An 11,111-nucleotide genomic window follows, 5' to 3' on the forward strand; every position below is an offset into this window, starting at 1 on the left:
CAGGAGTACCGGACCGGAGCGGCAGCCGGGCGTGCGGGGATGCCGGGAGGGCCCCCGCACGTGCGTGCCGCCACGGGCTCCCCACCGCCCGGGCGGAGACGAACCTATGCGAAACGCATCTGGGGGCCTTGGACCATGGACCACGACAATTCCACCGAGAGCACGGGACGGCCGCGCCCGTCCCGCGACCTCGGCGCACCCGACCTCGCCCACTCCGCGCCGCCGCGCGCCCGCACCGCCCGCCTCGTCTCCGGCGGATATCTGCTCACCGTCAACCCGGTGGACGGCAGCGAGATCGAACTCGCGCCGCCCGGCGGCCCCGAGGAGGCCGGATTCCCCGGCCGGCCCGTCCGCCGCACCGCCGCCGAGCGGGCCGAGCACGCCCGCGCCGCCGGACCGCCGGCGCCCGCCGGCCCGGCCGTCCCCCGGACCCCCCTGCTGGAGCGCGACGGGGAACACGAGAACATCACCCGGCTGCTGGCCCGCGGGCGCTCCCTGCGGATCACCGGACCCCCGGGCTCCGGACGCACCGCCCTGCTCGACTCCGTCGCCGGGGAACTCACCGACCTCGCCCCCGACGGCGTCGTACGCCTCAACGGTCTCCACCGCACCCCGAACGAACTGCTCCACGAACTCTTCGCGGCCGTCCACCGCGCCCCCGGCCACCGCCCCGACCGGGACCAACTGCGCGCCCGGATCGCCGAGATCGGCGCGGTCGTCGTCATCGACGACCTCGAATTCGGCGCCTCGGCCCTCGCCGAACTCCTGGACGCCGCGCCCGAGTGCGCCTTTCTGCTGGCCGCCGCCACCGGCGTACCGGAACCGGCGCCGGAGTCGCAGCTGGAGGAGATCGTCCTCAAGGGGCTCAGCCGCCCCGCCTCGATGGAGCTGCTGCGCCGGACCGTGGACCGCGTGCTCGCCGAGGACGAGGAGAACTGGGCGGGCGACCTCTGGTTCGAGTCCGAGGGACTGCCGCTGCGATTCGTCCAGGCCGGCGCTCTGCTGCGGCAGTGCGACGAGCTCCGCGCGGCCATCAGCGAGGACCCCGGCGGCTTCGACGCCTTCGCGCCCCCGGAGGGCATCGACGGCACCGAGGTGCCCCTGCCCACCCTCGGCCAGGGTGCCGCCCCCGCCGCCCTGCTCGCCTCCCGGCTCGGTGACCGGGCCCGCAAGACCCTGCGCTTCGCCGTGGCCCTCGGCGGCGAAGTGCCCCACCAGGCCCATCTCCCCGCCCTCATCGGCGACACCCACGCGGACGCCGCGATCGGTGAACTGCTCGGCTGCGGACTGCTCGCCGCCGCCGGCGGGCGGTACCGGCTCGCCGCCGGGGTGCTGATCCAGCTCAAGGACAAGGGGTACGCCGATGACGCGGCGGCCCGGCTCCACACGGTCGCGCGGCACTACATCTGGTGGGCCGCGCACCCCTCGGTCACCCCCGAACGGGTCGCCGCCGAGGCGGACGCCATCGTCAACACCCTCACCGCGCTCGTCGCGAGCGGGGAGACCGGACACCCCGCCACCGCCGTGGAGCTCGCCCGCAGCGCCGCCCCCGCCTTCGCGGCCGGACTCCACTGGGGTGCCTGGGAGCGTGTCCTGCGGACCGGCTCGGAGGCCGCGCGAATAGCCGGGGAAGTCGCCGAGGAGGCGTACTTCCACCATGAGCTGGGGATCCTGGCGCTCTGCGCCGACAGCCCCGACCGGGCCCGCGCCGAACTGGAGGCGTCCATCGCCCTGCGCGGCGCGCTCTCCGACAAGCGCGGCACCGTGGCCGGCCGCCGGGCACTGGCACTCGTCGTCGACCGCGAGACCGGCCGCGCGCCGGAGACCGCCCCCGCCGTTCCCGTACCCCCGGACGCCGGCCTGTCCGGCGATGTCGCGGCGGCGCCCGATCTCCGCAAGCCGCCGGGGGAGCGGCACGAGCTGCCGCCCGGACCGAGGCTGCTCGCCCTGCCCGCCGGACCGGCGGCGGCGCCGGCCGTCCCCGAACCGGCCCGGGGCGCGCGGGAGACCTGGCCGACCGCGGTCGTCTCCGAGACCTTCACCGTGCATCCGCCGCGCCCGCCGGCCGCCGCACCGGACCGTCACCGCCGGCGGCCGTTCCTCCTCGCCACCCGCCGCAATCTGACCGCCGCGAGCGCCGGTGTGCTGCTCGCCGCCGTCCTGGGCACCGTGGTCACCCTCGGCGCCGCCTCCGAGCGCGAGGACCCGCCCGCCGAGCAGGTCCGCAACGGCCAGTCGGCGAACGAGGACGACAGCGGCGACGGGCTCACCGCGGAGCCGCCCGCCGGCGAACCGGACGGCCCGGACGGCTCCGGCGCGACCGGCGGCGGGGCCGCCGACGGGCCCGGCGAGCTCCCGGCCGCCTCCATGTCGGCCGGCCCGGGCACCGGCCCCACCGGTAGCCCGTCCGCGCCGGGCACCGGCCTCCCGTCGAGTCCCGGACACTCCGGCCCGCCCCCGACGACCCGGCCGCCGGGCACCCCCTCCACCGAGCCCACGTCCTCCGGCCCGCCGTCCGGCTCCCCGTCGTCGCCGAACCCCACCCCGACGACCACACCCCCCACGACCGCGCCGGCCACCCCGACGACCACACCGCCCACCACCGAACCGCCGCCGGTCACCCGGACCGGCGGGAGCTCACCGGCCGAGAGCGGCCCGCCGCCCCCGGACCCGGCACCCTAGTCACCCGCACCCGCACCCGCACCCGCACCCGAACGCGGTACGGCCCCGGGGATCATCCCCGGGGCCGTACCGCTGTGCCGTGTCCGGCTAGAACAGCCGCAGCTTGTCGTCCTCGATACCGCGCAGCGCGTTGTAGTCCAGCACCACACAGCCGATGCCCCGGTCGGTCGCCAGCACCCGCGCCTGCGGCTTGATCTCCTGCGCCGCGAAGAGGCCCTTCACGGGGGCGAGATGGGGATCCCGGTTCAGCAGATCCAGATAGCGGGTCAGCTGCTCCACACCGTCGATCTCGCCGCGCCGCTTGATCTCCACCGCGACGGTCGCGCCGTCCGAGTCCCGGCACAGAATGTCGACCGGACCGATCGCGGTCGGGTACTCGCGGCGGATCAGGCTGTATCCCTCACCCAGTGTCTCGATCCGGTCGGCCAGCAGCTCCTGGAGGTGCGCCTCGACGCCGTCCTTGATCAGGCCGGGGTCGACTCCGAGCTCATGGGACGAGTCGTGGAGGACCTCCTCCATGGTGATGATCAGCTTCTCGCCGGCCTTGTTGACGACCGTCCAGACACTGTCCTCACCCTCCTTGAGGGTGCAGGGCGGGGACATCCAGTTCAGTGGTTTGTACGCGCGGTCGTCCGCGTGGATGGACACGCTTCCGTCCGCCTTCACGAGGATCAGGCGGGGAGCTGAGGGAAGGTGGGCGGTGAGCCGGCCGGCGTAGTCCACGGAGCAGCGGGCGATGACAAGGCGCATGGTCGGCAACGCTACTCGACGCGGCACTCCCCGCGCGATTCCCCCTACGCACAGCCGCTGCGGCCCTCCACTGCGGCTGGCTGAGACTTCTCGGGTAGTCCGGCTTGTCACCCTTCGTTTCTGGCCGGTTGTCGGCCCGTTCTCCTGGTGTCGTCAGGGCGGCGCACTTACCGTGGATGCGGGAGGTCGCCGTTCGCGTACTCTGCGTCGTCGTGCGTCATGCGTATGACGCGTGCTCCGGCGTGCCTTCTTCCCTGCCCGTAAGGCCCCGGGCTCCGGGGTCGCGAGAGGAGAACCCATGTCGCTCGACGTCTCACCGGCGCTGTTGGAGCAGGCCGAGCGAGGCGAGGTCGATGAAGCGGATTTCGTCGACTGCGTCCGGACCTCCCTGCCCTTCGCATGGGAGATGATCAGTTCGCTGGTGGCACAGCTGAAGGTCGACGGCGGCGAGTTCGCCGACAACCAGACGCCGCCGCCGGATGAGCAGGCACGTGGTCAGCTGCTGCGCGCGCTCGCCAGTGACGCCATTCGCGGCGCGCTGCAGCGGCACTTCGGTGTGCGGCTGGCATTCCAGAACTGCCACCGCGTCGCGGTGTTCCCGCTGGACTCCGCCGTCGATGAGCGGCTCGCCCGCTTCACCTCCGCACGGGGCCAGCTCCTCAACCAGTCGCCGGAACTGCGCGACTGCTGATCACGTGTGCTGCCGCTCCGCGTCGCTTCGCGGAAGGCGCTCTCCGGGGCCGGGGCGGCAGCGAGGCAGCTCTCCGAGCGCGGTGCCGCGCCGGCGCCGGCCCGTACGCGCGGTGCCGCGCACGAGAACCGGCCTCTCCCGCGCGGGACCCTTTCCGCCCCGGCGGCCGGATCACCACCACCCCGCCCCGCCACCCCCCGGCCGGTCCACCGCCGCCGGTCCGGCCGCGCTCCGTCCGGCCGGGACCACCCGGCGGCGGCTCACGGACAGGGAGGGGTCACGTCAGCAGCGGGAGCACATCTTCCCCCAGGCGTCGTACGTTCGCCTCGGTCGTCGCCAGATCGCCGGAGCCCTCCGCGAGGAGCGCGAAACGTCTGATGCCGGTGCGCTCGGCGGTGGCCAGCAGCCGGTCCGCCGCCAGCCGTGCGGTGCCCACCGGATGGAGCCCGCAGAGGAATTCGGTGTACGCCACCGGGTCGCGCATCACCCGGACCCGGTTGTCGACCGTCATATGCGCGTCCAGACCCTGCTTGAGCCAGCCGGGCATCGCCTTCACCAGGATCTCGGTCGCCTCGGCGGCGCTCTCCGCGAGCTGGACCACACCGGCCGAGACATGGGCCGCGGCGGCGATCTCCTCCGGCGGCCGGCCGGCCTCCCGGGCGGATCGCCGCCAGAGGGCGACCATCTCGGCCTTCTCCTCGTCCCCGCAGTGCATGCCGAGCAGCATCGGCAGCCCGTGCGCGGCGGCCAGCCGGACGCTCTTCGGCGAGGTGCAGGCGACGACGACCTCGGGCCCCTGCGGCTCCCCGCCGATCAGCTCGTCGGGCCGGGGCACCACGGGCACCTCGCGGAAGGAGAACCGCGCCGAGGACGCCCCCACCGCCGTGCCGCGCAGCCAGCGCAGCAGCAGCTCCAGCGATTCGGGGAAGCCCGATTCATAGGCCGCCAGGCCCGCGCCGAAGACCTCCAGATCGACCCAGGGCCCACCCCGGCCCACCCCGAGCGAGAATCTTCCCCCGCTGGTCAGATGGAGCAGCGCGGCCTGTTCGCCCAGTGCCACCGGATGGACGGTCGGCAGCACGCTCACCGCCGTGCCGACCCGGATCCGCCGGGTGCGGCCGAGCAGCAGCGCGGCCAGGGTCACCGCCGACGGACAGACGCCGTACGGCACGAAATGATGCTCCGCCAGCCAGACCGACTCCAGCCCCGACTCCTCCGCCACCTCGGCGGAACGCACCGCGCGGTGCAGCGCCTCCCCCTGCCCCTGGCCCGGGAACTGAGCGGCCAGTACGAACGTACCCACGCGCATCGCGTGATGCCTCCTTGCGGCCGACGCGTCACTCCCCCTCGGCATTAACGTCTGACACGTGCCAAGGGCACGGCCCCGCATGAGTTTCTTGCGATTGTCCGCTAACTCCGCCCCATGGGGTCCTCGGTCCCACACTCCGGGTACGGGTACCCCCGGCGGCGGCCCGTAGGCTGGACCCGTTGAAAATGTCCCCGCGCGCCCCGTGAGGTGTCCCCGTGTCCCCGCGCCGCAACCGCCCCCAGGGCGGCGAGAAGTCCTCCGCCCCGTCCGGTGATCCGGGCGACCGGTACGGGGGATTCGGCAGTACCGAGTCCTGGCAGGGCGAGGAGTGGTCGGTACGCCATGTCGCCGGGGCGAGCTCGATGGGCAAGCGGTACCGCTGCCCCGGCTGCGACCAGGAGATCCCCTCCGGCGTCGCCCATGTGGTGGCCTGGCCCGAGCACGGGGGAGTGGAGGACCGGCGCCACTGGCACAAGGCGTGCTGGAACGCGAAGGACCGCCGCACCTCGCGGGTGCAACGGTCCCGTAACGCGCCGAAGTACTGAGCGCCGCTCGCGCGGGTGCCCTACACGTCGCGGGCGTTGAGCGAGGCGTACGCTCCGGCCATCGCCGCGGCGGTGACCCCGAGCATCACCCAGAGCGGGTCCCAGCCGGTGGGCCCGGACTGCGTCACCGCGGTGTCGTAGAAGACCCCGATCAGATTGGGGACCGAGTACTCCACCAGCGCGTTGCGGACGCCCTCCAGCCCGTCGGTGAACATGAAGAGCGAGAGCACCAGCGGCAGCAGCAGCACACCGATCATGACGGTGATGGAGCCCGCCGAGTGCCGGATCAGGGTGCCGACGGCGAGTGAGACCAGGCCGAGCAGGGCGAGGAAGAGGCTGACCCCGATCGTGGCCCGGAACCACTCGCCCGCCGTGGGCGCGGCGGTCCCGGCGTCGCCCACGATCGCGACCTGGAGCGCCGCCACGACCATGGTGACCACGCTGGAGAGAACGAAGACCAGCAGGAAGTAGACGATCGCCTTGGCGGTCAGCACCCGGGGGCGCGACGGGCAGGCGGTGAGGGTGGCCCGGATCATGCCGGTGCCGAACTCCGAGGTGATGGTGAGTACCCCGAGGGTGATCACACACATGCTGCTGAGCAGGACACCGAAGAAGCCGAGCGTCAGGATCGAGGCGCCGTCCATGCTCTCCTCGGTGCTGCTGGAGGCGGCGGTGACGATCACGGCGGTGAGCACACCCATGCCGACGAGGAGCAGGATCATCACCCCGAGGGTCCACATGGTGGAGCGCACGGAGCGGATCTTGGTCCACTCGGAGGCGAGGGCGTCGCCGAGGTGGGTCCGGCGGACCGGGATCGGCGAGACATAGGTGGCGGCGGGGGCGCCCGGCTGCGGCGAGGGGGTGGTCATCGGGCGTCCTCGGACTTGGTCGGGTCGGCCGCGGCGGGGGCGGCGGCGGGCGGAGCGGCGGGAACCGGGGGCTGTGCGGCGGGGACCGGCGGGGCGCCCGCGGGAGGCCCGGCCCAGGGATTGACCCCGGGCTGGGGCGGCGGCGGGGCGTACCAGCCCTGCTGCGGCACCTCGGCCGACGGCGCCGGCACCGGCGGCGGGGGCCCGAACCCGGGCTGCGGCGGCGGGACCAGCCCGGCCTTCCGGTCGTCCGTGGACCGGTAGTCCACCGCGCCCTGGGTCATCCGCATGTACGCCTCCTCCAGCGAGGCCTGGTGCGGGGAGAGCTCCCACAGCCGTACGTCCGAGGCATGCGCCAGATCGCTGATCCGCGGCAGCGGCAGGCCCATGATCCGCAGGGCGCCGTCGGGTTCCGGCATCACCCGCGCACCGGCCTCGCTCAGCGCGGCGGAGAACTTCTCGCGCGATCCCGGGTCGTCCTCCGATGTGCGCACCCGGGCGAAGTCCGCGGAGTTCGCCGAGATGAAGTCCTTGATGCTCATGTCGGCGAGCAGCCGGCCGCGGCCGATCACGATCAGATGGTCGGCGGTCAGCGCCATCTCGCTCATCAGATGCGAGGAGACGAAGACCGTGCGCCCCTCGGCCGCGAGCTGCTTCATCAGATTGCGGACCCAGAGGATGCCCTCCGGGTCGAGGCCGTTCACCGGCTCGTCGAAGAGGAGCACCTGGGGATCGCCGAGAAGGGCCGCCGCTATGCCCAGCCGCTGGCCCATGCCGAGCGAGAACCCCTTGGAGCGCTTCCCCGCGACGGCCTGGAGGCCGACGACGCCGAGCACCTCGTCCACCCGGCGGGCCGGGATGCCGGAGAGCTGCGCCAGCGAGAGGAGGTGATTGCGGGCGCTGCGCCCGCCGTGCACCGCCTTCGCGTCGAGCAGGGCGCCGACCTGGCGCGGTGCGTTCGGGGTCTGGCGGAAGGGGAAGCCGCCGACGGTCACCTGTCCCGAGGTCGGATTGTCCAGCCCGAGGATCATGCGCATCGTGGTCGACTTGCCCGCGCCGTTCGGCCCGAGGAATCCAGTGACGGAACCGGGTCTCACCTGGAAGGAAAGGTTGTCCACGGCTGTCTTCGCGCCATAGCGCTTGGTCAGGCCGACTGCCTCGATCATCTTCCAGCCCCATCGACTTTCAGGTCGTCCGGGCACACGCCAGCAGGCCGTACGCCCCCGTAAGAGATACGAGCTTAACGACCGCCCGGCAGTTCCGGCCATCCGGTAACGCTTGGGACACGATCGGATACGGGGTGCTCCCGGGGCGCCCGGGACGGGGTGGACGGCAGGGGCTCAGGCGTCCCGCTTCTTCAGTACCAGATACCCGCCGAGGACCGCCGCCGCCACCCACAGCAGCATGATCCCGAAGCCGCCCCACGGCCCGTACGGCGCCCTGGTCGCGCCCAGCGCCTCCGGCAGCACCTGCATGATCTTGGAGCCGGCCTGGTCGGGGAAGTAGTACGCCACCGTCTTCGCCTTCGGCACCGACGCCAGGATCTGCGACACCAGGAAGAAGAACGGCATCAGAATGCCGAGCGAGAGCATCGAGGACCGCAGCATGGTGGCCACCGCCATCGAGAACAGCGCGATCAGCCCCATGTAGAGGCCCGCGCCGATCACCGCCCGCAGCACATTCTGGTCGGTGATCGAGGTCCGCAGATCACCGAGGAGCGCCTGGCCCAGGAAGAAGGAGGCGAAGGCGGTCGCCAGCCCCACCGCCAGCGCCAGGACCGTGGCCACCGCCAGCTTGCTGAAGAGGAAGGCCGCCCGCTGCGGCACCGCGGCCAGCGAGGTGCGGATCATGCCGGAGCTGTACTCCGTGCCGACCACCAGCACCCCGAAGACCACCATCGCGAGCTGGCCGAGGACCATCCCCGAGAAGCTGGCGAAGGTCGGGTCGAAGGTGAACTTCTCGCGCTCGGAGAGATTGTCGTAGGTCGCGTTGAAGAGCGCGCAGAGTCCCGCGCTCATCCCGACCGTGACGACGAAAGCGCTCACCAGCGTCCAGGTCGTGGAGGACACCGAACGGATCTTGGTCCACTCCGACCGCAGGACCGCGGGTACCGACGCCATGGGATCAGGACCTCCCCTTCGCACTGCCGAAACTCTCGCCCCACCGGGGGCCGGGCGGCGGAATGCCCGGTTCTCCCGTGCCGTGCGCGTGGTACTCCACTGAACCCGCGGTCATCTGCATGAAGGCTTCCTCCAGCGAGGCGCGCTGCGCGCTCAGCTCGTGCAGCACGATCTGATGCCCGGCGGCCAGCTCGCCGAGCTGTTCCGTGGTCGCCCCGTCGAGCTCCAGCGTGCCGCCGCCCGCCTCGACGGGGGTGAGACCGGCGGCGTGCAGCACATCGAGCAGCCGTTCCCGCTGCGGGGAGCGCAGCCGTACATAGCTGCGCGAGTTCTGGTGGATGAAGGACGCCATCGAGGTGTCCGCGAGCAGCCTGCCCTGGCCGATCACGATCAGATGGTCGGCGGTGAGCGCCATCTCGCTCATCAGATGCGAGGAGACGAAGATCGTCCGCCCCTCCTGGGCGAGCTGCTTCATCAGATTGCGGATCCAGTGAATGCCCTCGGGATCGAGACCGTTCACCGGCTCGTCGAACATCAGGATCTCCGGATCGCCCAGCAGCGCGGAGGCGATGCCCAGCCGCTGGCCCATGCCCAGCGAGAACCCCTTCGACTTCTTCCCCGCCACCGCCGACAGCCCCACCACATCCAGCACCTCGGAGACCCGGGACTCCGGGATGCGGTTGGCCTGGGCGAGACAGAGCAGATTGTTGTACGCGCTCCGCCCGCCGTGCATGGCCTTGGCGTCGAGCAGCGCGCCGATGTACTTCAGCGGCTCCTGGAGCTCCCGGTAGTGCTTGCCGTCGATCCGCACACTGCCGGCGGTCGGATTGTCGAGATCGAGCATCATCCGCATCGTGGTCGACTTGCCCGCGCCGTTCGGCCCGAGGAATCCGGTCACCACACCCGGCCGGACCCGGAAGGAGAGACGGTCGACGGCGACCTTGGTGCCGAAGCGCTTGGTGAGACCCTCGAGCTCGATCATGCGGCCACGCTAAGGGCGCGCAAAGCCCCCCGCCACCGGAGCGGCAGGGGGCTTGGTGCAGTTGACGTACTGTCCGATGCGGCGGCGGACCGAACCGGGGGGAACCGGGCCGCCGGCCTCACTCGATGGTGTGCGGTTTCAGCGGGACTGCTGAGCCGGGACACCACGCGAGATCGGCTCGTCGTCCACCGGCGAACCGGCGGCGGCGACGGCCGCACCGGTCAGGGTGGCCAGCATCTCGCGGACATTGGTCAGCTGGGCGTTGATCGAGTCGCGGCGGTTGGTGAGCGCCGCCAGCTCGCGCTCCGACTCGCTGCGGATCCGGTCGGCCTTGGCATTGGCGTCCGCCACGATGTCCTCGGACTGGCGCTGCGCGGTCTCCACCGTCTGGCGGGCCCGGCGCTCCGCGTCCGTGCGCAGCTTCTCCGCCTCCAGGCGCAGCTGCTCCGCCCGGTGCTCGATCTCGGCGAGGCGCTTCTCCGCCTTGGCCTGACGCGACGCCAGGTCACGCTCGGACTGCTCGCGGCGCTTGGCCAGATTGGTCTCGAAGTCGGCGGCGGCCTGCGCGGCCTTGGCGCGGGTCTCCTCGAAGAGCGCGTCCGCCTCCTCGCGCTTGGACTGCGCGTCCTTCTGCGCCTCGGAACGCAGCTGGGTCGCGTCGCCCTGCGCCTTGTCGACGATCCGGGAACCCTCGTCCTCGGCCTTCGCCTTCCGCTCGGCGGCGAACGACTCGGCGTCGTTGCGCACCTGCTGGGCGGCGGACTCGGCCAGCTCGCGGTGCTGCTCGGCGGCGCGGCGGGCCTCCTCGCGCAGGTCCTTCGCCTCCTCCTCGGCGAGCCGGAGGATCTTCTCGACGCGCGCGCCGAGACCGGCGTACGAGGGCTCGGCGTCGGAGACCTGCGCCTGCGCGTTCTGCGTTTCGAGGTGCAGCTCCTCGATCCGCTTCTCCAGCGAGGTGATCCGGGTCAGTGCACTGTCACGGTCGGCGACGAGCTTGGTGATGCGGTCGTCCACCTGGCCGCGGTCGTAGCCACGCCGCACTAGCTCGAAGCCGAATGGGGAGGAAGTGTCGCTCATGAGGATCCTGTCGAATGAGACCGGTGAGGTGATAGAGGGAATCCTAGGGGCCCAAGCGGCGTGTCATCGAGCGGATACGGGTTTGA

The 11,111-nt window shown here is 72.3% G+C and carries 10 protein-coding genes; 3 read left to right on the top strand and 7 right to left on the bottom strand.

The genetic code is table 11. The features are described 5' to 3' along the window. Positions 1-135: 135 nt before the first annotated feature. Entirely contained in the window at positions 136-2,682 is a 2,547-nt protein-coding gene (locus AAFN69_RS22000) for an ATP-binding protein (RefSeq protein ID WP_347730360.1), read from the top strand. Between the two features lie 87 nt (positions 2,683-2,769). Here AAFN69_RS22000 and nucS read toward each other — a convergent pair whose 3' ends face one another. After that, the gene (gene nucS, locus AAFN69_RS22005) at positions 2,770-3,432 is read right to left on the bottom strand and encodes an endonuclease NucS (RefSeq protein ID WP_347730361.1); all 663 of its coding nucleotides are present in this window, start codon (positions 3,430-3,432) and stop codon (positions 2,770-2,772) included. A 298-nt stretch (positions 3,433-3,730) separates the two neighbouring features. Here nucS and AAFN69_RS22010 point away from each other — a divergent pair, with 298 nt between their 5' ends. Further along, complete coding sequence (locus AAFN69_RS22010) at positions 3,731-4,123, top strand: SCO5389 family protein (protein WP_347730362.1); 393 nt, start codon at positions 3,731-3,733, stop codon at positions 4,121-4,123. A gap of 277 nt (positions 4,124-4,400) precedes the next feature. Here AAFN69_RS22010 and AAFN69_RS22015 read toward each other — a convergent pair whose 3' ends face one another. Continuing rightward, the gene (locus AAFN69_RS22015; protein WP_347730363.1) at positions 4,401-5,432 is read right to left on the bottom strand and encodes an LLM class flavin-dependent oxidoreductase; all 1,032 of its coding nucleotides are present in this window, start codon (positions 5,430-5,432) and stop codon (positions 4,401-4,403) included. A gap of 215 nt (positions 5,433-5,647) precedes the next feature. On the opposite strand from AAFN69_RS22015, the gene AAFN69_RS22020 reads away from it, so the two are divergent. Next, positions 5,648-5,977, top strand: coding sequence for an ATP/GTP-binding protein (locus tag AAFN69_RS22020; protein WP_347730364.1), 330 nt, complete (start codon positions 5,648-5,650; stop codon positions 5,975-5,977). Between the two features lie 20 nt (positions 5,978-5,997). Here AAFN69_RS22020 and AAFN69_RS22025 read toward each other — a convergent pair whose 3' ends face one another. The 5 genes from AAFN69_RS22025 to AAFN69_RS22045 all read right to left on the bottom strand — a co-directional run bounded on the left by AAFN69_RS22025 (position 5,998) and on the right by AAFN69_RS22045 (position 11,025). Then, positions 5,998-6,846: an ABC transporter permease gene (locus AAFN69_RS22025; protein ID WP_347730365.1), complete on the bottom strand. Its 849-nt coding sequence runs from the start codon at positions 6,844-6,846 to the stop codon at positions 5,998-6,000. After that, positions 6,843-8,012: an ABC transporter ATP-binding protein gene (locus AAFN69_RS22030; RefSeq protein ID WP_347730367.1), complete on the bottom strand. Its 1,170-nt coding sequence runs from the start codon at positions 8,010-8,012 to the stop codon at positions 6,843-6,845. Before AAFN69_RS22030 ends, AAFN69_RS22025 begins: the two co-directional genes overlap by 4 nt. A gap of 174 nt (positions 8,013-8,186) precedes the next feature. Beyond that, complete coding sequence (locus AAFN69_RS22035) at positions 8,187-8,966, bottom strand: ABC transporter permease (protein ID WP_347730368.1); 780 nt, start codon at positions 8,964-8,966, stop codon at positions 8,187-8,189. A gap of 4 nt (positions 8,967-8,970) precedes the next feature. After that, the gene (locus AAFN69_RS22040) at positions 8,971-9,948 is read right to left on the bottom strand and encodes an ATP-binding cassette domain-containing protein (RefSeq protein ID WP_347730369.1); all 978 of its coding nucleotides are present in this window, start codon (positions 9,946-9,948) and stop codon (positions 8,971-8,973) included. Between the two features lie 138 nt (positions 9,949-10,086). After that, positions 10,087-11,025 (bottom strand): cellulose-binding protein, encoded by a 939-nt coding sequence (locus AAFN69_RS22045; protein WP_347730370.1) that lies wholly within the window; start codon positions 11,023-11,025, stop codon positions 10,087-10,089. Positions 11,026-11,111: the final 86 nt, after the last annotated feature.

This window comes from Streptomyces sp. CAU 1734 (assembly GCF_039888735.1).
In the GTDB taxonomy this organism is placed as follows: domain Bacteria; phylum Actinomycetota; class Actinomycetes; order Streptomycetales; family Streptomycetaceae; genus Streptomyces.

Excerpts from the sequence above, each read along its gene's own strand:
- AAFN69_RS22000 (WP_347730360.1), top strand. The coding sequence starts at position 136 with ATGGACCACGACAATTCCACCGAGAGCACGGGACGGCCGCGCCCGTCC.
- nucS (WP_347730361.1), bottom strand. The coding sequence starts at position 3,432 with ATGCGCCTTGTCATCGCCCGCTGCTCCGTGGACTACGCCGGCCGGCTC.
- AAFN69_RS22010 (WP_347730362.1), top strand. The coding sequence starts at position 3,731 with ATGTCGCTCGACGTCTCACCGGCGCTGTTGGAGCAGGCCGAGCGAGGC.
- AAFN69_RS22015 (WP_347730363.1), bottom strand. The coding sequence starts at position 5,432 with ATGCGCGTGGGTACGTTCGTACTGGCCGCTCAGTTCCCGGGCCAGGGG.
- AAFN69_RS22025 (WP_347730365.1), bottom strand. The coding sequence starts at position 6,846 with ATGACCACCCCCTCGCCGCAGCCGGGCGCCCCCGCCGCCACCTATGTC.
- AAFN69_RS22030 (WP_347730367.1), bottom strand. The coding sequence starts at position 8,012 with ATGATCGAGGCAGTCGGCCTGACCAAGCGCTATGGCGCGAAGACAGCC.
- AAFN69_RS22035 (WP_347730368.1), bottom strand. The coding sequence starts at position 8,966 with ATGGCGTCGGTACCCGCGGTCCTGCGGTCGGAGTGGACCAAGATCCGT.
- AAFN69_RS22040 (WP_347730369.1), bottom strand. The coding sequence starts at position 9,948 with ATGATCGAGCTCGAGGGTCTCACCAAGCGCTTCGGCACCAAGGTCGCC.
- AAFN69_RS22045 (WP_347730370.1), bottom strand. The coding sequence starts at position 11,025 with ATGAGCGACACTTCCTCCCCATTCGGCTTCGAGCTAGTGCGGCGTGGC.